Source organism: Mesorhizobium sp. M9A.F.Ca.ET.002.03.1.2 (genome assembly GCF_003952365.1).
Taxonomy (GTDB): domain Bacteria; phylum Pseudomonadota; class Alphaproteobacteria; order Rhizobiales; family Rhizobiaceae; genus Mesorhizobium.
This window is the reverse complement of sequence record NZ_CP034443.1, coordinates 267,973-291,577: the sequence shown is the minus strand read 5'-3', so window position 1 is coordinate 291,577 and position 23,605 is coordinate 267,973. Positions and strand designations below refer to the sequence as shown.

Below are 23,605 nucleotides of genomic sequence, written 5' to 3'. Positions count from 1 at the left end.
ATGTCACTTCTGATCACGATCGACACGAATCCTTCCTTCGCTCCCAAGGAGTCATTGCCGCTGCCGGAGCGGCTCATTTCCGGCGCTCCGTCCTTCAAGAGCTGGCCGCAGGATGCCTCGAAAGGCGAGAAGGTTCTCAGCGGCGTCTGGGAAGCGACGCCCGGCGTGACGCATTCGATCAAGGGCACCACCTACGAGTTCTGCCACATCCTTTCGGGCGTGATCGAAATCGCGGAGAAGGGCGGAGAGACCAAGACCTACCGCGCCGGCGATAGTTTCGTGATGAAGCCCGGCTTCGTCGGCGTCTGGCGCACGATCGAGACCGTGCGCAAGATCTACGTCGTCGTTAATGACTGAACCCAACGCCAGTGGTCCAACCGCGTAGAGGGCGCCGCGACTGCGGAATGATCGACTTCCAAAGGGCCGCTTGACGCAATTCGACGCCGTCAGGCGGCTCATCCTCGACGAAAAATGCGGCGCGCGGTCCCCTATTGTTCCGATGAAGCCTTCCGACCGGCGGATATAAGCATTCCGGCATCGGCAAGGCTCCCGGTGGCGAGGCCTGTCTCGCCCCCCGCAATCGAAAAGCGTGCTCTCATCGACCTCTAGGGTGCCGTCCATGAAAACCTACTCCATAGCGCTTATTCCCGGCGACGGCATCGGCAAGGAAGTGACCGAAGCGGCATGGCAGGTGCTGCTTGCAGTGGCAAAGCGGGGCGGTTTCGCCCTTGATGGCACAGGCTTCCCGTGGTCCTGCGCCCACTACCGGGAAACCGGCGCGATGATGCCGCCGGACGGCATCGAGACACTGCGGAAATTCGATGCGATCCTTCTCGGCGCCGTGGGCTGGCCCGCGGAAGTGCCCGACTCCGTATCGCTTCACGGGCTGCTGCTGCCCATCCGGAAAACCTTCACGCAGTATGCCAACATAAGGCCGCACCGGCTGTTGCCGGGCGTTCAGGGGCCGCTCCGCTCGGAGGGTTTCGACATTCTGTGCATCCGCGAGAACACGGAAGGCGAATATTCCGGGGCCGGCGGGCGCGTTCATTCCGGCACGGCCGACGAGGTCGCGATCGAGACGGCGATCTTCACGCGGACGGGCGTCGAACGGATTCTCAGGTTCGGTTTCGAACAGGCGCAGGCGCGCCGCAAGAAGCTCGCTTCGGTCACCAAATCCAATGCACAGAAACACTCCATGGTGTTCTGGGACGAGGTCACGCGCGAGGTGGCGAGGGATTATCCCGATGTGGAGGTCTCGCCTTACCACATCGACGCCATGGCCGCGCGGATGGTCCTGGCGCCGGAAAGCCTCGACGTGATCGTCGCCTCGAACCTGTTCGGCGACATCCTCACGGACATTGGAGCTGCCATCCAGGGCGGGCTGGGCTACGCCGCCTCGGCCAACATCAATCCCGATCGCAGCGCGCCTTCGATGTTCGAGCCGGTCCACGGTTCGGCGCCCGATATCGCCCATCTCGGCATCGCCAATCCGATCGCCGCGATCTGGTCGGGTGCGATGATGCTGGAGCATCTCGGCGAGGGGCCTGCGGCGTCCGAGGTGATGTCGGCGATCGAGTCCGTGACCGCGCGGGGAATAGGCACGATCGCAGGCAAGGACAAAACCGAGACAATCACGCAAGCCGTGGTTGCGGCACTGAGCTGAAAGGGCAGAGGAAACACCATGAATGCGATGACGAAGATTAGCATCCTGAAGGATGCGGACCTGTTCCGGCAGCAGGCGCTGATTGGCGGCACCTGGCGGGATGCGAAAACAAAGGCGGCCGTCGACGTTGTCGACCCCGCCAGCCTGACGGTGCTCGGGACCGTTCCGGATATGGGCGGCGGTGAGACCAGGGCTGCGATCGACGCTGCGGCCGTTGCCTTCAAGGGTTGGAAGAAGAGGACCCATGCCGAGCGCGCGGCGCTGCTGGAGCGCTGGCACGACCTGATGCTGGAGAACGAGGAAGACCTGGCGCTTCTGCTGACGTTTGAGCAGGGCAAGCCGCTGTCGGAAGCCCGCGGTGAAATCCGCTACGGCGCTTCCTTCGTCAAATGGTTCGCCGAAGAGGCGCGCCGCATCGGCGGTTCGACCATTCCGTCGCCCACGGCCGATCGCCGCATTGTCGTGCTGAAGGAAGCCGTCGGCGTGTGCGCCATCATCACCCCGTGGAATTTCCCGAACGCGATGATCACCCGCAAGGTGGCTCCGGCGCTGGCCGCCGGCTGCACCGTGGTCATCAAGCCGTCGGAATTTACGCCGTTCTCAGCGCTGGCGCTCGGCGTTCTGGCGGAGCGCGCGGGCATTCCGGCGGGCGTGATCAACATCGTCACCGGCATGCCGGCAGAGATCGGCAAGGAGCTGATGGCGAACGAAACGGTGCGCAAGATCTCCTTCACCGGTTCCACGCGCGTCGGTGCGCTGCTGATGAAGGGCGCCGCCGATAGCATCAAGCGGCTCAGCCTCGAACTCGGCGGCAACGCGCCCTTCATCGTCTTCGATGACGCGGATCTCGATCTCGCCGTCGAAGGTGCGGTAAACTCGAAGTTCCGCAATGGCGGCCAGACCTGCGTCTGCGCCAACCGCATTCTCGTGCAGGCTGGCGTCTATGAGGCGTTTGCCGCGAAGCTCGCCAGCCGGGTCGCGGACATGAAGGTCGGCCCCGGAACGGATGAAGGCGTTGCCATCGGACCGATGATCAACAGTGCAGCCATCGAGAAGATCAAGCGGCACGTCGCCGATGCCCTCGAGAAAGGCGCAAGGATCATCGCCCAGAGGGATACGGTGCCGGAAGGCAAGCAATACACTCGTCCCATTCTGCTCGGCGAGGCGACGACCGAAATGCTCCTGGCGTCGGAAGAGACGTTCGGACCGGTGGCCCCGCTCTTCCGCTTCGAAACCGAGGAGGAAGCCATCGCGATTGCCAACGGCACGCCCTTTGGCCTCGCCGCCTATTTTTACACGGAAAACCTCAAGCGGTCGTGGCGTGTCGCCGAAGCGCTGGAGTTCGGCATGATCGGACTCAACACCGGCCTGATCTCGACCGAAGTCGCGCCATTCGGCGGGGTGAAGCAGTCGGGGCTCGGACGCGAGGGTTCGCAGCTCGGTATCGAAGAGTATCTCGAGGTCAAGGCGCTTCACGTCGGCGGGCTGAACTAGCTTCGCGGGCATGCCGTGGCAGAAGATGCGGCGCGAGCTGCAATGGATAGCGAAAACGCTTGGTGCCGGGCCGGCACTCGGGAGGAACTGCCGTCTTCAACGGTTTAGCGTGGTGCCAAAAGCGATCGGATCATCTGGAGGAAGAAATGCTTGCGAATTCGCTGATCGAACTTGATCGCGCGCATCTGGTTCACCCGGTCGCGTCCTATCGCAGCCACGAGGCGACGGGGGTGCGCGTGCTGAAATCGGCCACGGGCGCGACGGTGACCGACGCTACGGGGCACACCCTGCTGGACGGATTTGCAGGACTGTGGTGCGTCAATGCAGGCTATGGGCAGGACAGCATCGTCGAAGCCGCGGTTAAGCAGCTGCGCGAGCTGCCCTACGCGACTGGCTATTTCGGGTTGGGCTCCGAGCCGGCCATTCGGCTGGCGGCGAGGCTGGCAGAACTGGCGCCCGGCGACCTGAACCACATCTATTTCACTCTCGGCGGCTCCGACGCGGTGGACAGCACGATCCGGTTCATCCGCTACTATTTCCATGCCAAGCGGACGCCGCGGAAAGACCAGTTTATCTCGGTCGAATACGGCTACCATGGATCTTCGACGGCGGGCTCCGGCCTGACCGCGCTGCCGGTCTTTCACACTGGTTTTGGCGTGCCTTACGACTGGCAGCACAAGATCCCGTCGCACTATGCCTATCGCAATCCTGTCGGTCCCGATCCGCAGGCCATCATCGACGCCTCTGCCGCCGCCCTGCGAGCCAAGATCGTGGAAATCGGCGCGGATCGCGTTGCCGCGTTCTACGTGGAGCCGATCCAGGGCTCGGGCGGCGTGCTCGTCCCCCCGGCGGGCTGGTTGCAGGCCATGCGCGCAGTTTGCGCGGAACATGATGTCCTTTTCGTTGTCGACGAGGTCATCACCGGCTTCGGCCGGACCGGTCCGCTCTTTGCGTGTGAAGAGGATGACGTCGTACCCGACCTGATGACCACGGCGAAGGGCCTGACCTCGGGCTACGTGCCGATGGGCGCCGTCTTCATGTCCGACCATGTCTACAACACGATCGCGGACGGGGCCGGTAAGGCGCACATCGGCCATGGCTACACATACTCGGCCCATCCAGTAAGCGCGGCGGTCGCGCTCGAATGCCTGCGCCTCTACGAGGAGGGTCTGCTGGACAACGGGCGAAAGGCCGGAAAGCGCCTGATGGAAGGCCTGCGCTCGCTTGCCAATCACCCGCTGGTGGGCGACGTTCGCGGTCGCGGTATGCTCGCCGCTATCGAACTGGTGACCGATAAGGAGCGCAAGACGCCCTTGCCGCCGGAAGCCGATCCTGCTCGCCGCATCTTCGACCGTGCCTGGCAGAACGGCCTCGTCATCCGCGCCTTCGCCAACGGCGTCCTAGGCTACGCCCCGCCGCTCTGCTGCACTAACGAAGAAATTGACGGGATTATCGAACGCACCCGCTTGACGCTCGACCAGACGCTTGAAGACAAGGACGTGCGGGCGGCGATGAAAGGGTGAAATGTTGCATGTGCCGCAGCGTAGGTCTTGCGGCTTCGGTGATACCTCGGCGGACGGTGCAATGCGTCAGACGCACTGCTAGACTCGGAACAGCCCACGATGGGCGTAGATTTACAGGTGACGCGAGAGTGGCCAGTTTGGAAGTGTCGAGCGCCGACGGGTATGGTCTGGCTACAGTTGCGGCTGATGGCACGGTCCTCGACACCTGGTTCCCGAGGCCCCGACTTGGCAAGCCCTCCGGTCCATCGGCGTCAGTCGTTTTGACGGCTGAACAGGCCAACGCCGCGTTCGGCGCCAGAGCGGCGGATTGCTTTCTTTCCGATCCGCGCCGTGCGGTCTCTGTGATCCCGGTTAAGACTGTCATTGAGGATTTGACTCAACCTCCACGTGATCCCCACGATGTCTATCTGCGCCTTCATCTGCTAAGTCACCGTCTGATCCGGCCCCATGGAGCCAATTTGGAGGGGATATTTGGCTTGCTGGCGAATGTCGCATGGACGTCTTTGGGACCATGCCTGCCCGAGCAAATTGAAGAATTGCGCTGGGCAACTCGCCCATCCTCCGCCACGTTGGAAGTGCGTAGTATCGACAAATTGCCACGCATGACTGACTACGTCGTGCCGGAGGCTGTCCGTATCGCTGATGCCAATCGTGTACGATTAGGGGCCTATCTGGGACGAGGAACAACGGTACTTCATGAGGGCTTCTGCAACTTCAATGCTGGAACTCTCGGCTCTTCAATGGTGGAGGGACGGATCAGTGCGGGCGTTGTAGTCGGCGATGGCACGGATATCGGCGGCGGGGCGTCGATCATGGGCACACTTTCCGGTGGCGGCAAGCAGGTCGTGTCCATCGGAGAGCGCTGCTTGCTCGGAGCCAACTCCGGCACAGGTATCGCGCTTGGTGACGACTGCGTTGTTGAGGCCGGTTGCTACGTGACGGCAGGCACTCTTGTTCGGCAAGTTTCGGGGGAAGTGGTGAAGGCGGTCGCGCTATCCGGCAAGCCAAACATTCTCTTCCGGCGCCATTCACAGACCGGCGCAGTCGAGGCGATTTCACGCAACAGGTCGTGGGGTAGTCTAAACCCCGCGCTACATGCCCGCTAGCGCGGGCGAAGCTTACCGAGTTGCCGCATCAAGAGCGATCAGCCTCTGCCTCATTGTCGAATATGGCGTCTAGCGGCAGGTGAGATTTCACGACCGGCGACTTCAGCACGACAAAGCTGAAGTACTTGTCGATGCCGATGTCCATTTCGAGCAGGCGTTCCATGATCGTCTGGTATTCGGTGATACCCGCCGTGATGAACTTCACGAGATAGTCGTAGCCCCCTGAAACGAGATGGCATTCGATGACGGAGTCGATCTTCTCGACCGTGGCGAGGAAGCGCGCGAAGTCGTTCTGGCGATGATTTCTGAGCGTGATCTCGGTGAAAACTGTCAGGGTTTGCCCAAGCTTCGAGACATCAATCTGAGCGGAGTAGCCGGTGATGAAGCCTTCGGCCTGAAGCTTCTTGACGCGCATCAGACAGGGGCTCGGTGACAGATGCACCAGGTCGGCGAGCTCCACGTTGGATATGCGACCGTTCTTCTGCAATTCCGATAGGATCTTGATGTCGATCTTGTCGAGCTTCATGAAGGGCCCCCATCAAACCATGATCTGCGGATTGCCCCGCGGACCATGACAGTCATCATTTGCGAGCGCCGGCAACAAACCCGCGTAGAGCTAGCCGGCGCTGACCGGATCGGGCTCTGAAGCTTTGCAGTCATGCGCTTATCATAGCATCGACCAATATCTTGTCCCATCTGACAAGCGGGAAGCGACACCTGCGTTTCGCGCCAAGTGCGGCCGCCCCCGCCGGCTCTGATCAGAATTCGGCGACCTTGCCCCATGCAGCGGTCTTCAGGCGCTCTGGCCGGTACGGACGCGGATCGACTAACGGTTCGCAGCCTGTGATGATGTCGGCAATCAGGTGTCCGGCTCCTGGCCCGATCCCGAAGCCGTGACCGCTGAAGCCAGCCGCCAGGATGAAGCCCGGAACGCCCTCGACCTCACCGACGACCGGGATGCCGTCGGGCGTGCTGTCGATATACCCGGCCCATGCATCGGCTATGGTGACCCGTCGGAACTCGGGGATCAGCTCGCAGGCGCGCCGATAGGTGAGGTTGATCTGACCCAGGTCCGGCCGCGGATCGAGTATCCGGTTTCGCTCCATCGGGGTCACCTCGTCAGGCGCCCATTTGGCAAGCGTTTCATGGCCCTGCCGCCAGCCCTCGAGGCCGCCCGGCGACAGGTTGCGCCAGCGGCGGGCAAACATGGGCACGAATTCTCGTGCAAACCGCAACTGCTGCGGCGTCGGGTCAACACGTGCGCGGCCGCTGATTGCCAGCGTGTAGCCACCGTTGCCTCGGCGCGTAAAAGCGATCCCGGAGGTAACGAGGGCGCCCGGCAATCCCTCCATTCCCGGCGCGACGGCCAGTATCGAAGAACGCACGGAAGCTTGCGGGAAGCGAATGCCGAGTTGGTGGCAGAAGGACGAAGCCCATGCGCCGCCGGCCATGACGACGGTCTTGGTCCGGATAGTGCCGCCTTCCGTCACCACACCGCTGACCCGGCCTGCACTAAGCTCAATGGTCCGGGCGGCGCATTGCTGGTGGACGCTGCCGCCGGCGGCCATGATTCCGCGCGCGGCGACAGGCACTGCCCGCGAGGTGTCGGCGGTTCCGTCGGTAGGCGAGAGAACGCCGCCTTTCCACCGGCGCCCGGTCGCCTTGCCCCGTTCGGTCGCTTCCTCCGCAGTCAACATCTGCGTCGTGACGCCGACCGTCTTCGCGAAGTCGCGCCACTTCGCCCAGCCGGCCAGCTCGTTCTCATCCTGCGAGAGATAAAGGAGTCCGCAACGGCGAAAACCCGTGTCCTCACCTGTCTCCTGCGCCACCTTCTCCCAGAGATCGAGGCTCTTTGTCGCCATCGGCAGTTCGCGCGCGTCGCGGTTCTGCTGGCGGCACCATCCCCAGTTGCGGCTGGACTGTTCGGCGGCCACGCGCCCCTTCTCAAGCAAGGCGACGCTTACGCCTCGTCGCGCCAGATAATATGCGGTGAACACGCCCACCACGCCGCCTCCGATGACCACGACGTCTGCCTCGCGAGGCAGGGATGGGCTGGACTCGATGTGCATGAGCGGCGCGGGCATCGACAGTACTCCAAGTAGTTTGACGCACCCTAGCCCGAGGGCCGCAGCGGAGGGCTGCGGAGTTTGTGCCTGGACGGAATATCATGCGGTTAGCAGCCGACAGGACAGCCAATTATTGCGCGAAAAGCTCACCGTTACCCCAGCCAGGTGGCGGCTGCAGGAGTACAATTCCTCTCGCTCGGTCCCAAACAAGCATAGGAACATTCGCCAATGAAATTTGCTTCCTCCTGGGACAATACGGCGGAGCCGTTAGCCGGAGCACGGACCGAGCCCGTCTTCGGCGATTGCAAGGTGGCCGTGATTGGAGCCACTTCATCGGCCTCAATGCTCGTGCAGACTCCGCCGGAACAGGTGCAGACTGAAATGCCGATCTGGCGGTTTTTTTCAGAAGTTCCTGCCGCGCAGGGGCCATTTTTCGGCGACTCTGCGGAAACAGAACAGTCAAACTGGTTGGAACAACGGAGCCACCCTTCCTGATGGCGGGCAGGCTCCAGAGGACTTCCGATAGGCAGCGATTTGTCCCTCGGCGAGTCCTCCAAGAAAAGGGAACAGTGTCCGGTCTGCGCCGGACGAAGCAAGGAGCGCCGGAATGAGCAGAACCCGTCCCTCGCCGTTCCAAGGCGCGAAGAGCCGAGATGGCGGGACGATGGCCGCTGCGGTGACGTGCCTCTGCTCAAAGGGCGATGATGCGGTCCGAAACAAGGTGGACCCACTCCGTTGAAAAGGGAGGTGATCGCGATGGTCGCAAGCATCCAGCCTGTAGCTCCCCTCGATGTGGCGCTTTCGGTGCGCGACCTCACGGTCACCTTGCCGCAAGGCATGGAGCGGACCCATGCGGTCGAGAACATCTCTTTCGATCTGAAGCGCGGCCAAATCCTGTGCATCATCGGCGAATCCGGATCGGGTAAGTCGGTCACCGCCAATGCGATCATGGGGCTTCTGCCCCGGGTGATCCGCGTCACCTCGGGCGCCATTCATCTGGATGGCGCGAACATCATCGGCATGTCGTCGGACAAGCTGCGCAGCCTGCGCGGCCGGGTGGTCTCGATGATTTTCCAGGACCCGCTTTCGGCCCTCAATCCGCTGATGACCGTGGGAGCACAGATCGACGAGGTCATGGCGGCGCATGGCGTCGGCACGCCGAAATCCCGCCGCAGCCGTGCTCTCGAGTTGCTGACCGAGGTGGGGCTGCCTGATCCGGATCTCATGTATCATCAGTATCCGTTCCGGCTTTCTGGAGGGCAGCGGCAGCGGGTGATGATCGCCATGGCGTTGGCGCTCGAGCCCACGATCCTGATCGCGGACGAACCGACGACCGCGCTCGACGTGACCACCCAGGCGCAAATCTTGGAGCTGATTCGCGATATCCAGCGCCGCAAGGGCATGAGCGTCATGTTCATTACGCACGACTTCGGGGTGGTGGCAGAGATCGCGGACAGCGTCGTGGTGATGGAGAAAGGCCACATCGTCGAGCAGGGCAGCGCCCGGCAGGTCCTGAAGTCCCCCAGCCATCCCTATACAAAACGCCTCATCGCGGCCGTCCCGCGCCTGACCGGCGAGGACCGCGTTCCTCTGGCGCCGGCTGACAATGAGCCGATCCTCAAGGTCGAGGGCCTGGTGAAGACCTACCGCAGCGGCAGCGCGCTGTTTGGTTCACAGCGCGTCGTGCCCGCCGTCAACGAGGTCTCGTTTGATCTGGCGCCAGGGCGCACGCTGGGCGTCGTGGGCGAGAGCGGTTCCGGCAAATCGTCGCTGGGCCGGCTTCTGATCAAGCTGCTGGACAGCGACGGCGGCGGGATTCTGTTCGAAGGCCGCGACATCGCCAGGCTTTCCGAAGCCGAGTTCCGCCAGCTGCGGCCGCGGATTCAGATGATCTTCCAGGACCCCTTCGCCTCGCTCAACCCGCGCGCGACTGTCGGCTACATCCTGACCGTAGGCCCGGTCGCGCACGGAACGCCCTATGCCCAGGCGCGTGAAGAGGCGAAGGCGCTGTTGGCGCATGTCGGACTCGATGCGGGCGCCTTCGGCCGATACCCGCACGAATTTTCCGGTGGGCAGCGTCAGCGCATCGGCATCGCCCGGGCACTGATGTTCAAGCCGAAGCTGCTGATCGCCGATGAGGCGGTGTCGGCGCTCGACGTGTCGATCCAGGCGCAGATCCTGCAGCTGCTCGACCAGATCCAGCGGGAGACCGGCGTGTCGATGATCTTCATCACCCATGATCTGCGGGTCGCCAGCCAGATCTGCGACGAAATCGCGGTGATGCAGAAAGGGCGGATCGTGGAGTTCGGTCCCCCCTCGCAAATCTTCCTCGACCCGCAATCAGCCTACACGCGTGAGCTGGTGGCGGCGATTCCTGGAGAGCAGCCGGGACCGACCCGTCCGGTTGCGGCAAATGGGTAAGAGCCACGGCGGACACCGCCAGAACAAGGGGAATTTCAATGACTGAACGTACGAACTCCAAATCGAACTACTCACGGCGCGATGCGTTGCGAATGCTGGCCATCGGCGGGGCCGCGGGCCTCATTGCGCCCAATCTGTTGGGCAAACCCGCCTTCGCCCAGAACCCTCCCGCGAGCCCAACCGGCCGCGTCGTCGTCGGATTTTCGCAGGAACCCACCGTCTTCAATCCACTGATGCCGCATACCGAGTGCGACGACGCGGTGCATTTCTCGGTGTTTGATGCACTCGTTCGAATGGACCCCAAGGGCGTTCTTCAGCCCAATCTTGTGGTCGAAGTGCCCAGCCAAAAGAACGGCGGCATTTCGGAGGACGGACTTGTGTGGCGCATCCGCCTGCGTGATGACGTCCGCTGGCACGACGGCCAACCTTTCACGGCCGAGGATGTGAAGTTCACGCTTGAGCTCATCACCAATCCGAAATTCCGCGCGTGGCGCACGGCGGGTCATTCGCTGGTGCGCGACATCAAGGTTGTCTCGCCGACCGAGCTCACCTGGCGGATGGAGGAGGCTTTCGCCCCCTACCTGTCGTTTCTCGCCGAAACCTTCATGGTTCCCAAGCACATCCTCGAAAAAGAGGCGGACCCGAACGCCGCCGCCTTCAATCAGGCGCCTGTCGGCACTGGCGCATTCAAGTGGGCGCAGCGCATCGCCGGCGATCACATCGAACTCGTCGCGAACACGGACTATGCCGGGGAGGGCCCTTATTTGGAGCGGCTCGTCTTCAAATACATCCCCGACATGACAGTGCTCTACACCCAGTTCAAGAGCGGCGACATTGATCTTGTCGACCAGGCATTCATAACCGCCGACAACTATGCGGAAGCCGGCACACTTCCGGATCGCGTGGTCATGTTGGAGCGCGGAGCATCGGTCGAGTCGATCTATCTCAATCTTGAGAAGCCGCAATTCAAGGACCCTGCGGTTCGCCAGGCGCTCTACGCCGCAATAGATAGGAAAGCGATCCTCGAAGGACTTTATTACGGGGTCCACAACCCCACCGAGACCTTCATGCCGCAGAATTCCTATTACTACAATCCGAACCTGCCGGCGCAGGAGTTCAACATCGAGCGCGCGAGCCAGATCCTCGACGAGGCCGGCTGGGTACCCGGATCCGATGGAATACGAGTGAAGGACGGGGTGCGTCTGTCGTTCGCAAACTCCACCACCTCCGGCAACCACCTGCGCGAGCAGACGCAGCAGTTCTTGCAGCAGACGTTCGCCGAGATCGGGGTGGAGATGACCATTTCGAACCTGCCGGCCGCCGTCATGTGGGGTGATTTCTGGCTCAAATCGCAGTTCGAGTCAGCCATCTCCGGTGTAACCAATGTCATCGCAGGCGACCCCGACGCTACCAACCGCCTGCACACAAAGGCGATCGTCGCGAAGGGCGGAAAGGGCTCGAACACCGGCCAATACTCCAACCCGGAGGTTGATGCGCTGCTCGACAAGGGTACCCGCACCTTCGATCGGGAAGAGCGGCGCGCCATCTATCTGCGTGTTCAGGAAATTGTTCGTCAGGATCTGCCGTTCCTGCCTCTGTTTGCCTACGCCAATGTGTTCGGCCGCAAGGCAGGGCTGGAGGGTTTCGAGGCAAATTCCAACACCCGCGTCGCATCCTGGCATGCCGCCGGATGGCATTGGAAGGCCTGACATACTTACGCCGCCGCCTTAGGGCGGCGGCGTGTCACCGGCGTCTTGAAAGGGGAGAGTTGAATGCGTGGCTTCCTGCTCAACCGGCTCTCGCAGAGCCTCATCCTGCTCCTGATCGTGTCGGTCATCGGGTTCGTTGTCCTGAACTTGTTACCGGGGGGGCCACTGGCGCAATTCGGGCTCGATCCCGGCATGACGCAGGACGATCTCGATCGCCTGAAAGAGCAACTAGGGCTCAATCGGCCGCTGTGGATGCAATATCTCGATTGGGCCTGGCGGCTTCTCCAGGGCGACTGGGGCCACTCGTTCCGCGATGGGGCGCCGGTGCTTTCGGTGATCGGCCGGCATCTCTTTGCCACGCTGCTGCTGATGGGCACATCCACCGCGATCGCAATCGCCATTGGCACCTGGATCGGCATCCGTGGCGCCACGCACCGCTACTCGCTGTTTGACCATCTGGCGACGGTTGGCGCCATGGTCGCGCTGTCGATCCCGACCTTTTGGTTCGGGCTCGTCGGCATCTACATCTTTTCGCTCAAGCTGGGCTGGGTCCCTGCGGGCAACATGTACACCATCGGCGACGGCTCGGTGCTGAACTATCTGCACCACCTTATCCTGCCCAGCCTCGTGCTGTCGCTGGTGCATGTGGCGATCTGGAGCCGCTACATGCGCACCTCCACCCTCGACGCGATCAGCCAGGATTTCGTCAAGACTGCCCGCGCCAAGGGCCTGACCGAGCGCCGAGTCATAATGAAACACGTCGTTGGCAATGCACTGTTGCCGATGATCACGCTGGCAGGGGTGCAACTTCCCAGCATCCTGACCGGCGCACTGGTGACGGAGACAGTGTTTACCTGGCCAGGCATGGGGCGGCTGTTCCTCGACAGCCTCGGCTACAGCGACTACCCGGTCGTGATGGGGCTGCTGATGTTCTCGGCCATCCTCGTCATCCTGGGCAACCTGATCGCAGACATCGCGGTGGCGATCGTCGACCCGCGCATTCGCCTGGGTTGAGCGCGCAATCTCACCCCTGACAGGAGGCAGCCACATGACCGCTCTCGTCGCAAATGCAGGACAAGGCCGCTGGTGGCGCAGCCGCACGGTGCGCCGTTTCACGAGTCATCATCTGGCGCTGCTGGGGGTGGCGATGATCACGCTCCTCACGCTGGCATGCGTCTTCGGCCCTCATCTTCTGCCCTATGATTCGCTCTACATCGATTTGCGCGCCCGATTTTCCCCGCCGCTGACCGGCCACCATTATCTGGGGACAGACCCGCTGGGGCGCGATCTGGCAGCGCGATTGCTCATGGCGGGAAGGATCTCGCTGGCGGTGGCCTTCTTCGCCATGTTGCTGTCGACGCTGATCGGAACGCTCGTCGGCGTAATCGCGGGCTATCGCGGCGGCTGGATCGGCGCGGCGCTGATGCGCACGGTCGATGGCTTCCTGTCTTTCCCGTCAATCTTCCTGCTGCTCGCTTTGGCCGCGGCACTGAAGCCGAGCCCGGCCATGGTCACGGTGATCATCGCGGTCACCAGTTGGATGGAAGTGGCTCGAATTGTCGAGGCCGAGGTCCGCTCTCTGCGCGAGCGCGAGTTCGTCCTGGCTGGGCGCATGCTGGGATTGAGCGGCGCCCACATCATGTTCCGGGAGATCCTGCCCAACGCCATGGGACCGATCATTGTGGCCGCCACATTGACAGTTGCGCACGCGATCCTTCTGGAAGCCTATATCAGCTTCCTGGGCTATGGCATTCAGCCGCCGCTGGCCAGCTGGGGTAACATGCTGGAGGGCGCCCAGCAGTATCTGGCGAGCGCGCCTTGGCTGGCGATCATCCCGGGCGCCGCCATCACCATCGCCGTAACCAGCTTCAACTTCATCGGCGACGGACTGCGCGATGCGCTCGACGTGCGAGATGACCGTGTCTGATTTCGTCAGCAAACGCGACCCACTGCAGATCCTAAAAACGCAACGAGAAGTCACGCACGTGCATGAGGAGAAAGTCGCCGATAAGAACACGCCATACTGGTGGGAAGCCGCACCTGTCAGGCCGCTGCCGTCGCAGCCGCTGGCAAAGCGGCTAGATGTGGCAATCGTCGGCGCTGGCTATGCCGGGCTGTCCGCCGGGCTGGTGCTGGCGCGTGAAGGACGGTCAGTTGCGGCCTTCGATGCGATGAACCCCGGGGAAGGAGCTTCGTCGCGCAACGGCGGGATCACCAGCGGAAGCATCCGACCGAACTATGCGACGATCACCAGGCGCTTCGGCGAGGCGAAGGCGATGGCGATCGAGGCCGAGGGCAAGATCGCCCGCGAGTTCCTGTACGACTTCATCGAGACGGAAGGGATCGACTGCGATTTCCAGCTGGTCGGCCGGTTCATGGGTGCTCTCGGATACGACCAGTACCAGAAGATGGCCCGTGGCGCCGAGGCGCTGGCGAAGAGGCTGGGGATCGAATCCTACGCTGTTCCGCATGCCGAGCAGTGCAACTACATCGGCACCGACTTCTACCGCGGCGGCACGGTTCGGATGGACATTGGCGGTTTGCACCCGGCTAAGTTGCACGCCGAGCTCCTGCGGGTGGCCTTGGCTTCCGGGCTGACGGTCCACTCACGAACGCCCGTGATTTCCATCGAGAAAGATGTGTCCGGGTTCCGTGTGGCGACATCGGCCGGGACTGTGCAGGCTCGGCAGGTGCTGGTCTGCACCAACGGATATACCGATGGCGGCGCGCCCTTCCTGCGCCGCCGCCTGGTTCCCGTCCGCAGCCGAATCATCGTCACCGAGGAGCTTCCGCCTGAATTGATGGCGCGGCTGATGCCCAAGCTGATGATGATGGGCGAGAACCGGGAGCTGGGCTTCTACTATCGTCCTTCACCCGACGGCAGGCGCATTCTGCTCGGTGGGCGAGACAGCTCCCGCGGCAACAGCGATCCGACAGCCCCGACGCTCCGCCTGCGTAACGGTCTGATAGAAATTTTCCCGGAGCTGGAGAAGGTTCGCCTTTCGTACAGCTGGTTCGGCAACGTGGCCATGAACCGCGACATGCTGCCCCGCATCTTTGAAAAGGATGACATCGTCTATGCCACCGGCTTTTGCGGTTCGGGCGTGGTCTGGGCACCGTGGGTCGGCACGCGTGCCGCCTACAAGCTGATGGGTCGCGCGCAAGACGCTGGCACGGCTTTCGACTTCCGACCGCCAGCTTCCATCCCCTTCTATAGGGGTGATCCCTGGTTCTTGCCGGCGATCATCAAGGGCTATGCGCTGAAGGACAAAATCGCCTGGTGGCGTGCCCGCCGCTGACGGCCAAAGGTGGCGGCCTTTTGACCATTCGCCGCTGCGGCACCGGCTGAACGATCGCGGCTACAAGGAAGAGTATCACATGTACTACATCTCCACGCGCGGTTATCCCGAACGCAGGAAGTTCTGCGAGATCCTGCTTGAAGGTCTGGCGCCGGATGGCGGGCTCTATGTGCCCGAGACCTACCCGCTTGTGGATGACGCCATGCTGGATCGGTGGCGCGCCCTGTCCTACCCGGACCTCGCCTTCGAAATCCTGTCGCTCTACGTCGACGATATTCCGCCCACCGATCTGAAGGCCATCTGCGCGAAGACCTACACACCCGAGATATTCGGGACCGTGAGGATCGCGCCGGTGCGCGCGCTTGAGACAGGTCTCCACCTGGCGGAGCTGTCGAACGGGCCCACGCTGGCGTTCAAGGACATGGCCATGCAGTTGCTTGGCAATCTCCTTGAATATGAACTGGCCCGCCGGGGTGAGGGACTGAACATACTCGGGGCGACCAGCGGCGATACGGGCAGCGCGGCGGAATATGCGATGCGCGGCAAGAGGGGCATCCGCGTCTTCATGATGTCGCCGCACGGACGCATGAGCGCCTTCCAGCAAGCCCAGATGTTCAGCCTGCAGGACGAAAACATCCAGAACATTGCCATCGAAGGAGTATTCGACGATTGCCAGGACATCGTGAAAGCCGTGTCCGGCGATGCCGACTTCAAGCGGCGCCACCGGATCGGCGCCGTGAATTCGATCAACTGGGCCCGGCTGACAGCTCAGGTGGTGTACTACTTCTTTGCCTATTTTCAGGTGACGGAAGAGAATTCGTCAAAGGTCGACTTCACCGTTCCCTCGGGCAATTTCGGGAACGTTTGCGCCGGTCATGTCGCGCGCATGATGGGGCTCCCGATATCCCGTCTGATCGTCGCGACCAACGAGAACGACGTGCTCGATGAGTTCTTCCGCACCGGTCTCTATCGCGTGCGGGGCCGCTCGGATACCCATGAAACCTCAAGTCCTTCCATGGACATCTCTAAGGCCTCGAACTTCGAGCGTTTTGTGTTTGACATGATTGGGCGCGATGCAGGTCGGACGAGGTCCTTATTCGACGGCCAACTCAGGGAACAAGGGTTTTTCAATCTCAGTAGTGATCCCGCCTTCGCGCACGCGGCAGATCGTTTCGGCTTCCGCAGCGGCAAGAGCACCCACGCCGACCGGTTGGAGACGATCCGTGACACCTGGCAGCGTTCCAACACGCTGATCGATCCGCATACGGCAGATGGGGTGAAGGTCGCGCGCAAGCACTCCGTTCCGGAGACCCCAATGCTCGTGCTGGAGACGGCCCTGCCGGTCAAATTTGCGGGAACGATCAGGGAGGCGTTGGACCGCGAGCCGGATCGACCGCGGCAGTTTGATGGCATAGAGGGTTTGCCGAAACGGTTCAAAGTCCTTCCCGCCGATGCACAGGCCGTGACGAGCTACATCGCCGAGATCGTGCAGCGTGCCGCCGGCTGAAGAACTGCGTATCGGGACCGATTCTCGCCATGGCTGTCTATACAGAGCTGTCAGTCGACGAAGTCGCAGCGTTCTCGCGAGCGCTGGGTCTGGGCCGGCCGCGTTCCGTTCGGGGCATCACGACCGGAATCGAGAACACGAGTTACTTCGTGGACACCGGAGTCGGAGAGTATGTGCTCACGCTGTTCGAGCGGCTCGCATTCGAGCAATTGCCCTTCTATCTCCATTTCATGAAGCATCTTGCGGCGCGGGAAATGCCGGTCCCGGATCCGGTTGCCAACGCCAGTGGCGAAATCCTTCACTCGCTGAAAGGCCGGCCTGCGGTGGTCGTCAACAGGCTCCCTGGCAAGAGTGTGACAGCTCCGACAAAGTCGCATTGTCGCTCCGTCGGGGAGATCCTGGCGCGGATGCACCTGGCCGGGAGCGATTACCCACGACACCAGGTCAATCCGCGAGGTCTCGGATGGTGGGATGAGGCGGTGCCGGTGATTGGCGGTTTCGTCTCGAGTGAACAGCGGTCGTTGCTCACGAGCGAGCTGACCTTCCAGAAGCAGATCGCCGCCTCCTTGACCAACGAGCAGCTTCCCAAAGGGCCGGTGCACGCCGATCTTTTTCGCGACAATGTGCTCTTCGACGGCGAGCAGCTAACGGGCGTCTTCGATTTCTACTTCGCCGGCTGCGACGTTCTTCTGTTCGACATCGCCGTGTGCCTGAACGACTGGTGTGTCGATGGTTGCACCGGCCGCCAACACGACGAGCGAGCCGCCGCTTTCCTCGGCGGCTATGAGTCCGTTCGCGCGCTTACTCCAGCCGAACGCTCATTGCTTCCTGCAATGCAGCGGGCAGGAGCATTTCGTTTTTGGCTTTCGCGTCTATGGGATCTGCACCTGCCTCGCGAGGCTGCGCTGCTCAACGCACATGATCCCACTCACTTTGAGCGCATCCTCCACGTGCTTCGCGGAGAGAACACAACACGGGAGGTGGAGGCATCATGGCGATGACCTTGGAAGACCACATTCGAGAACTTGTTTCACAGATGGAGACGGAGGGCCTCTACAAGAGGGAGCGCGTCATCACGTCGATGCAGTCGGCGGAGATTGCCGTTGCCGGTGGCGGCAGGGTGCTGAACTTCTGCGCCAACAACTATCTGAGCCTCGCCGACAGCGAGGAACTGCGCGAGGCGGCGAAGGCGACGCTCGACCGTTATGGCTTCGGCATGGCCTCGGTGCGTTTCATCTGCGGCACGCAGGAGGAGCACAAGCAGCTCGAGGAACGCATCTCGCGCTTTCTCGGCATGGAGGACACGATCCTCTATTCCTCCTGCTTCGACGCCAATGCCGGGCTGTTCGAGACGCTGCTCGGCGAAGAGGACGCCATCATCTCCGACGCTCTGAACCACGCCTCGATCATCGACGGGGTGCGGCTCTCCAAGGCTCAGCGCTATAGATATGCCAACAACGACATGAAGGAACTGGAGGAGCGGCTCAAGGAAGCGGCCGACGCGCGCTTCTGCCTGATTGCCACGGACGGCGTGTTTTCGATGGACGGCGTGATTGCCAACCTGAAAGGCATCTGCGACCTCGCGGAAAAATACGACGCGATGGTGATGGTGGACGACAGCCATGCCGTCGGCTTCGTCGGCGAGCATGGCTGCGGCACGCCGGAATATTGCGGCGTGGAAGGCCGGGTCGGCATCCTCACCGGTACGCTCGGCAAGGCGCTTGGCGGCGCCTCCGGCGGCTATACCAGCGCGAGCAGGCCGATCGTCGAATGGCTGCGCCAGCGCTCGCGGCCTTATCTCTTCTCCAACACGCTGATGCCCGCGATCGCGGGCGCGTCACTGAAGGTACTCGACATGATCGAAGAGGGCGGCGAGCTGCGCCGCCGGCTCTACGACAATGCCGAGCGCTTCCGCGCCGGCATGACCAAGCTCGGTTTCACGCTGGCCGGCGCCGACCATCCGATCATCCCGGTGGTGATCGGCGACGCCGCACTCGCTTCGAAAATGGCGGACATGCTTCTGGAGCGCGGCATCTATGTGATCGGTTTCTCCTTTCCGGTCGTTCCGAAGGGGCAGGCGCGCATCAGGACGCAAATGTCGGCCGCTCACTCTGCGGGCGATATCAACCGGGCGGTCGAAGCGTTCGGCGAGGTGGGACGCGAACTGGGAGTGATTTCCTGATGTCCAACATGATGCGCGCCCTCGTCAAAGCTCGCCCTGAGCCCGGCATCTGGTTGGAACGCGTCCCGATCCCGGAGATTGGGCCGAACGATGTGCTGATCAAGGTCAAGAAGACGGCGATCTGCGGGACGGACGTCCACATCTACAATTGGGACCAGTGGGCGCAGAGAACCGTGCCGGTGCCGATGGTGACCGGCCACGAATTCGTCGGTACGGTCGCCGATGTCGGCTCCGCGGTGACGGAATACAAGCTCGGCCAGCGCGTGTCGGGCGAGGGGCACATCGTCTGCGGCCACTGCCGCAACTGCCGCGCGGGCAGGGGGCATCTGTGCCGCAACACGCTGGGTGTCGGCGTCAACCGGCCGGGCTCGTTCGGCGAATATGTCGCCATCCCGCAGCACAACGTCGTGCCGATTCCCGACGATGTGCCGGACGAGATCGCGGCGATCTTCGATCCGCTCGGCAATGCAGTCCACACGGCGCTCTCCTTCGATCTGGTGGGCGAGGATGTGTTGGTGACCGGCGCGGGGCCGATCGGCATCATGGGTGCGCTGGTCGCGCAATGCGTAGGGGCGCGGAAAGTTGTGATCACCGACATCAATCCGACCCGTCTCGCCTTGGCGAAAAAGCTTGGCGTCCATAATGTGGTCGATGCCTCGAAGGAAAAACTCGCCGACGTGATGCGCGAGGAAGGTATGAAGGAAGGGTTTGACGTCGGCCTCGAAATGTCCGGCTCGGCGCATGCCTTCCGCGACATGATCGACACCATGAACAATGGCGGCAAGATCGCCATCCTCGGCATCGCGCCGACCGGCTTCGAGATCGACTGGAACAAGGTCATCTTCAAGATGCTGCATCTCAAGGGCATCTATGGCCGCGAGATGTTCGAGACCTGGTACAAGATGATCGCGCTGGTGCAGGGGCCGCTCGACATCTCCGGCCTGATCACCCACCGCATCGGCATAGACGACTACCAGGCCGGCTTCGACGCCATGCGAAACGGCAATTCCGGCAAGGTGGTGATGGACTGGTGAGGCGAGGCGGCCTCCAAGGGTTGCCAGCGATGGTATGAATAGCAGGCAGATTAGCGCGACCTACCCATGCTGAGGGCGACGATGACGCTGGCTTGGGGCTATCGAATCCAAAGCTTGATCGTGCCCGCCACCGCCAGGCGGGTAGTCGCGTTGAGGCATTCCACTGCGGACTGGGCAAGGAAATGAAAACGCATAGTCATCGTTGGCGGTGGAGCTGGAGGTCTTGAGCTTGTTCGCCGGCTCGGCCGCAAGGATTTCGATATCATTCTTGTGGAGCGGAACCACACCTATGTCCAGAAGCCGCTCTTCCAAGAGGTTTTGTGGCCGGGTCATTGATACAAATCTTGACAAGATCGGCTATCGCAGGCCTTGGGCGCCGCTTCTTCTACGGGTCGCTGGAGGTGATCGATCGCAAGACGCCGCAGGTCATAGTGGCGCTGACGCGTTCGCTAATTTCGTGTGTTCGGGCAAAGCGAACCCTAGAACCTGAGGACCGGCGCAGGGTGAAAATATCATTCGGCGTGATGGTGGCTACTATCAGGCGCTCTGCCGTGTCCCTCTCCAAGGTTCTCGATTACGGAATCGACCTCCAGGAGGCGACCGATCTGCCGCGCTTGATGTCGACATCTAGGGTGCCGAGTTCCACAACTTCGCTCGTAGGCTCAAGAGCCTCAAGCGCGATCCAACGGACTCACGAGCAGGTTGCGCCGCCCTGCGCCGAACTGGAACTCGGTCGCGCTTGAGCAGCTCGTATCGATCAAGCGATCAAAAACCTGCACATCTGGCGAAGTTCTGGATGATTTCGGCACATTCTTTCGAGCGCACGATGCGATGAAGGGCTGATCGGAGCTTTGCTTCCGCATTCTTAGCAGCCGAGGTTGGTTGAAACATGTCGCCCCGAGTCGAACGCATTCACAGCGATGAGCGTCTTCCGGCCGAGGTCGACGTCGTCATCGTCGGCGGCGGCATCCTCGGCTCTACGGCCGCCTATTTCCTGGCGAAGCGTGGCCTCTCTGTGGCTCTGCTCGAGAAGGGCCACGTCGCCTGTGAACAATCGAGCCGAAACTGGGGTTGGTGCCGCCAGCAGAACCGCGATCGGCGCGAACTGCCGCTCTCGGTGATCTCCATGCGACTGTGGGACGAGCTCACGCGCGATATCAATCGGGACCTTGGATTTCGACGGTGCGGTCTCGTCTATGCGACTCACGACGAGGCTGTGCTCGCCGGCTGGGAAAGGTGGCGCGAGGTCGCCAGGGAGTACGAGGTCGACACCCGCGTGCTGAGCCGGGCGGAGGTGGCCGAACGCGTCCCCGAAGCGCGCGACAAATGGGTCGGCGGGACCTATTCGGACCGGGACGGTAAGGCCGAACCTGCGCTCGCCGCGCCGGCTATCGCCGATGGGGCCAGAGCTCTGGGCGCCACGATCCACCAGGAATGCGCCGCGCGGGCGCTCGACTTGGCCAATGGCAAGATTGCGGGCGTGCACACGGAGAAGGGCTACATCAGAACCAGCGCGGTGCTGTGCGCCGCTGGCGCCTGGTCCTCGCGCTTCCTGAGGCCGCTCGGGATCAGTTTCCCCCAAGCGAGCATCCGGCAGACCGCGCTGCGTTCCACCCCGACAATCAATATAGGCGAGGCGGTCTCCACACCCTACTGCACGATCACGCGCCGACTGGACGGCAGCTATACGCTTGCGATCAGCGGCAAGGCGAACCTCGAAATCACGCCCCAGGCTATCCGGTATAGCCGGGAATTCATGCCGCAATTCTTGCGTCGCCTGAAGAACGTCAGGCTCGGCATCGGCCAATCGTTCGTTTCGGGGCCGGATTCATTGCCGGCGCTCCTGACCAGTGACGATCGGATATTCGAAAAGAATCGCGTGCTGGACCCTCCACCCTTGAAATGGCTGGTAGGCCAAGTGGTGGAGAGTGTCCGGAAAACCTTCCCTCAACTCGGCGATATAGAGATCGATAGCGCCTGGGGCGGCTTCGTCGATTGCACGCCGGACGCAGTGCCTGTGGTGTCGCAGGTGGACGGGGTGAAAGGCCTCGTCCTCGCGGCGGGCTGCTCGGGCCACGGCTTCGGTTTGGGTCCGGGGCTTGGCCATCTGGCCGCAGAGCTCGTCGTAAACGACACGCCTTGCGTCGATCCTACACCGTTCCGCCTGTCGCGTCTGGTCGACGGTTCGAAGCTGGACATCGCCGCTATCTGAAGATCAGCCGAAAGTCAGGCCTGCCGCACACGACGCGAAGTCAAGGTGTCAGTAGACGGTGAGCGGACTCCCCACGTTCCCTCGCAGTCAAGTCTGCGAGTGCATGAGCTCAAAGTGGTAGGAGTTACACCAGAATCCGCTCGGAAGAGCGCCACGCTCGGTCGACCTGCCCGGTCGGCAGCACCCCTAGCCTGGGAGGAAGGTTGGGCTTCGATCGGGCGCTGTCCGTCCAACCTTCGGATCATCCCGCCTGCGGCTGAAGGCGGGCGCGGTCTAACGGCTCGATCTTTGCCGTACTGTGCGCTCACGGCGCCTCCGCGACCTCGCGCACCGCTGCGATTGCCTCGTCAACGGCGACACGATCGACGTCGAGATGGGTAACCCAGCGCATCCGTCCACCCGGCCAGAAACTCGCCGCGATGCCGAGTTCACGCAGCGCTTTTGAAAGCTGGGTCGCCAGCTCGGGCGCGAGCTCGACAAACACTACGTTGGACTGCGGCGGCGTCACCTGCAATCCCTCGATACCCGTGAAGCCGTCCGCGAGTGCCTGAGCGTTGGCGTGATCCTCGACCAGACGGTCGACGTGATGGTCGAGCGCGTGCAGCCCCGCCGCAGCGATTATTCCCGCCTGCCGCATTCCGCCGCCGAGCATCTTGCGCCACCGGCGCCCACGGGCGATCAATGTGGCATTGCCAACCAGTACTGATCCGAGCGGCGCCCCGAGCCCCTTTGAAAGGCACAACGACACGCTATCGAAGCCCTCTGCCAGGTACCCGACATCAATGCCGAGCGCCGCTGCCGCGTTGAACAGGCGCGCACCGTCAAGGTGAGTGGCGAGCTTCCGCTCCCGTGCAAATTCGACGACCTCGGCCAGATGTTCTCGCGGCAATACCCGCCCGGCGAACGTGTTCTCTATCGTGACCAGACGCGTGATTGCAAAATGCGGATCGTCATCCTTAACCGCGGCGTGTAGATCCTCGATGGGGATAGTGCCGTCGGCCCGGACCGGCAAAGGCTGCGGCTGGACCGAGCCCAGGACGGCAGCGCCCCCCGCTTCCCACAGATAGGTATGCGCTCCGCTCGCGCAGAGATACTCCTCGCCGCGCTGGCAATGGCTCATGATGGCAGCGAGATTGGCCATAGTGCCGGTCGGCAGCAGGAGTCCCGCTTCTTTGCCGAACATCGTGGCAACGCGCGCCTCGAGCGCCTGGACCGTGACATCATCGCCCAACACATCGTCGCCCACTTCGGCGGCCGCCATCGCCGCACGCATTTGTGGGGTGGGGCGGGTGACCGTATCGGAGCGGAAGTCGAGGCGGATAGCATTGGATTGCATTATCGAGACCCTATCGAGGTGAACTACGGTGCCACCGAACTGCGGTGCCAGTC

19 protein-coding genes are annotated in these 23,605 nt (G+C 62.4%); 16 read left to right on the top strand and 3 right to left on the bottom strand.

From position 1 onward, the window contains the following. From EJ066_RS01480 to dapD, 5 genes are all read left to right on the top strand, one after another. A complete protein-coding gene (locus tag EJ066_RS01480) occupies window positions 1-357 on the top strand; it encodes a cupin domain-containing protein (RefSeq protein ID WP_126034483.1) in 357 nt (118 codons plus the stop codon). 262 nt (window positions 358-619) lie between these two features. Continuing rightward, the gene (locus tag EJ066_RS01475) at window positions 620-1,663 is read left to right on the top strand and encodes a tartrate dehydrogenase (RefSeq protein WP_126034482.1); all 1,044 of its coding nucleotides are present in this window, start codon (window positions 620-622) and stop codon (window positions 1,661-1,663) included. Window positions 1,664-1,699: 36 nt separating this feature from the next. After that, a complete protein-coding gene (locus tag EJ066_RS01470; protein WP_189644503.1) occupies window positions 1,700-3,157 on the top strand; it encodes an NAD-dependent succinate-semialdehyde dehydrogenase in 1,458 nt (485 codons plus the stop codon). 146 nt (window positions 3,158-3,303) lie between these two features. Further along, a complete protein-coding gene (locus EJ066_RS01465) occupies window positions 3,304-4,680 on the top strand; it encodes an aspartate aminotransferase family protein (protein WP_126043711.1) in 1,377 nt (458 codons plus the stop codon). Window positions 4,681-4,808: 128 nt separating this feature from the next. Then, on the top strand, window positions 4,809-5,786 hold the full coding sequence (gene dapD / locus EJ066_RS01460; RefSeq protein WP_245455057.1) for a 2,3,4,5-tetrahydropyridine-2,6-dicarboxylate N-succinyltransferase: 978 nt from the start codon (window positions 4,809-4,811) through the stop codon (window positions 5,784-5,786). 28 nt (window positions 5,787-5,814) lie between these two features. On the opposite strand, the gene EJ066_RS01455 is transcribed toward dapD, so the two are convergent. Further along, window positions 5,815-6,312 (bottom strand): Lrp/AsnC family transcriptional regulator, encoded by a 498-nt coding sequence (locus tag EJ066_RS01455; RefSeq protein WP_126034479.1) that lies wholly within the window; start codon window positions 6,310-6,312, stop codon window positions 5,815-5,817. Between the two features lie 232 nt (window positions 6,313-6,544). Next, window positions 6,545-7,870 (bottom strand): FAD-binding oxidoreductase, encoded by a 1,326-nt coding sequence (locus EJ066_RS01450; protein ID WP_126034478.1) that lies wholly within the window; start codon window positions 7,868-7,870, stop codon window positions 6,545-6,547. 210 nt (window positions 7,871-8,080) lie between these two features. Between EJ066_RS01450 and EJ066_RS01445 the strand changes: the two genes are divergently transcribed. From EJ066_RS01445 to EJ066_RS01390, 11 genes are all read left to right on the top strand, one after another. Continuing rightward, entirely contained in the window at window positions 8,081-8,347 is a 267-nt protein-coding gene (locus tag EJ066_RS01445) for a hypothetical protein (protein WP_126034477.1), read from the top strand. Between the two features lie 261 nt (window positions 8,348-8,608). Then, window positions 8,609-10,273: an ABC transporter ATP-binding protein gene (locus EJ066_RS01440; RefSeq protein ID WP_126034476.1), complete on the top strand. Its 1,665-nt coding sequence runs from the start codon at window positions 8,609-8,611 to the stop codon at window positions 10,271-10,273. Window positions 10,274-10,311: 38 nt separating this feature from the next. Beyond that, window positions 10,312-11,982 carry a peptide ABC transporter substrate-binding protein gene (locus tag EJ066_RS01435; RefSeq protein ID WP_126034475.1) on the top strand — a complete coding sequence of 557 codons (1,671 nt, stop codon included), beginning with the start codon at window positions 10,312-10,314 and terminating at the stop codon, window positions 11,980-11,982. Window positions 11,983-12,045: 63 nt separating this feature from the next. Continuing rightward, complete coding sequence (locus EJ066_RS01430) at window positions 12,046-12,996, top strand: ABC transporter permease (RefSeq protein WP_126034474.1); 951 nt, start codon at window positions 12,046-12,048, stop codon at window positions 12,994-12,996. 34 nt (window positions 12,997-13,030) lie between these two features. Continuing rightward, window positions 13,031-13,909 carry an ABC transporter permease gene (locus EJ066_RS01425; protein ID WP_065009362.1) on the top strand — a complete coding sequence of 293 codons (879 nt, stop codon included), beginning with the start codon at window positions 13,031-13,033 and terminating at the stop codon, window positions 13,907-13,909. A 58-nt stretch (window positions 13,910-13,967) separates the two neighbouring features. Continuing rightward, the gene (locus tag EJ066_RS01420; protein WP_126043710.1) at window positions 13,968-15,281 is read left to right on the top strand and encodes an FAD-binding oxidoreductase; all 1,314 of its coding nucleotides are present in this window, start codon (window positions 13,968-13,970) and stop codon (window positions 15,279-15,281) included. Window positions 15,282-15,360: 79 nt separating this feature from the next. Then, window positions 15,361-16,788, top strand: coding sequence for a threonine synthase (thrC, locus tag EJ066_RS01415; protein ID WP_126034473.1), 1,428 nt, complete (start codon window positions 15,361-15,363; stop codon window positions 16,786-16,788). Between the two features lie 29 nt (window positions 16,789-16,817). Next, complete coding sequence (locus EJ066_RS01410; protein WP_126034472.1) at window positions 16,818-17,789, top strand: homoserine kinase; 972 nt, start codon at window positions 16,818-16,820, stop codon at window positions 17,787-17,789. Beyond that, on the top strand, window positions 17,780-18,970 hold the full coding sequence (locus tag EJ066_RS01405) for a glycine C-acetyltransferase (RefSeq protein ID WP_126034471.1): 1,191 nt from the start codon (window positions 17,780-17,782) through the stop codon (window positions 18,968-18,970). The genes EJ066_RS01410 and EJ066_RS01405 overlap by 10 nt, the downstream gene beginning before the upstream one ends. After that, the gene (gene tdh, locus EJ066_RS01400; RefSeq protein ID WP_126034470.1) at window positions 18,970-20,004 is read left to right on the top strand and encodes an L-threonine 3-dehydrogenase; all 1,035 of its coding nucleotides are present in this window, start codon (window positions 18,970-18,972) and stop codon (window positions 20,002-20,004) included. The genes EJ066_RS01405 and tdh overlap by 1 nt, the downstream gene beginning before the upstream one ends. An 889-nt stretch (window positions 20,005-20,893) precedes the next feature. Further along, on the top strand, window positions 20,894-22,216 hold the full coding sequence (locus EJ066_RS01390; protein WP_126034469.1) for an FAD-binding oxidoreductase: 1,323 nt from the start codon (window positions 20,894-20,896) through the stop codon (window positions 22,214-22,216). A 304-nt stretch (window positions 22,217-22,520) separates the two neighbouring features. Here EJ066_RS01390 and ltaE read toward each other — a convergent pair whose 3' ends face one another. Then, the gene (ltaE, locus tag EJ066_RS01385; RefSeq protein WP_126034468.1) at window positions 22,521-23,552 is read right to left on the bottom strand and encodes a low-specificity L-threonine aldolase; all 1,032 of its coding nucleotides are present in this window, start codon (window positions 23,550-23,552) and stop codon (window positions 22,521-22,523) included. Window positions 23,553-23,605: the final 53 nt, after the last annotated feature.

Bases quoted from the DNA above. Each gene is read 5' to 3' on its own strand.
- EJ066_RS01480 (WP_126034483.1), top strand. From the start codon at position 1: ATGTCACTTCTGATCACGATCGACACGAATCCTTCCTTCGCTCCCAAG.
- EJ066_RS01475 (WP_126034482.1), top strand. From the start codon at position 620: ATGAAAACCTACTCCATAGCGCTTATTCCCGGCGACGGCATCGGCAAG.
- EJ066_RS01465 (WP_126043711.1), top strand. From the start codon at position 3,304: ATGCTTGCGAATTCGCTGATCGAACTTGATCGCGCGCATCTGGTTCAC.
- EJ066_RS01455 (WP_126034479.1), bottom strand. From the start codon at position 6,312: ATGAAGCTCGACAAGATCGACATCAAGATCCTATCGGAATTGCAGAAG.
- EJ066_RS01450 (WP_126034478.1), bottom strand. From the start codon at position 7,870: ATGCCCGCGCCGCTCATGCACATCGAGTCCAGCCCATCCCTGCCTCGC.
- EJ066_RS01445 (WP_126034477.1), top strand. From the start codon at position 8,081: ATGAAATTTGCTTCCTCCTGGGACAATACGGCGGAGCCGTTAGCCGGA.
- EJ066_RS01440 (WP_126034476.1), top strand. From the start codon at position 8,609: ATGGTCGCAAGCATCCAGCCTGTAGCTCCCCTCGATGTGGCGCTTTCG.
- EJ066_RS01435 (WP_126034475.1), top strand. From the start codon at position 10,312: ATGACTGAACGTACGAACTCCAAATCGAACTACTCACGGCGCGATGCG.
- EJ066_RS01430 (WP_126034474.1), top strand. From the start codon at position 12,046: ATGCGTGGCTTCCTGCTCAACCGGCTCTCGCAGAGCCTCATCCTGCTC.
- EJ066_RS01425 (WP_065009362.1), top strand. From the start codon at position 13,031: ATGACCGCTCTCGTCGCAAATGCAGGACAAGGCCGCTGGTGGCGCAGC.
- thrC (WP_126034473.1), top strand. From the start codon at position 15,361: ATGTACTACATCTCCACGCGCGGTTATCCCGAACGCAGGAAGTTCTGC.
- EJ066_RS01410 (WP_126034472.1), top strand. From the start codon at position 16,818: ATGGCTGTCTATACAGAGCTGTCAGTCGACGAAGTCGCAGCGTTCTCG.
- EJ066_RS01405 (WP_126034471.1), top strand. From the start codon at position 17,780: ATGGCGATGACCTTGGAAGACCACATTCGAGAACTTGTTTCACAGATG.
- tdh (WP_126034470.1), top strand. From the start codon at position 18,970: ATGTCCAACATGATGCGCGCCCTCGTCAAAGCTCGCCCTGAGCCCGGC.
- EJ066_RS01390 (WP_126034469.1), top strand. From the start codon at position 20,894: ATGTCGCCCCGAGTCGAACGCATTCACAGCGATGAGCGTCTTCCGGCC.
- ltaE (WP_126034468.1), bottom strand. From the start codon at position 23,552: ATGCAATCCAATGCTATCCGCCTCGACTTCCGCTCCGATACGGTCACC.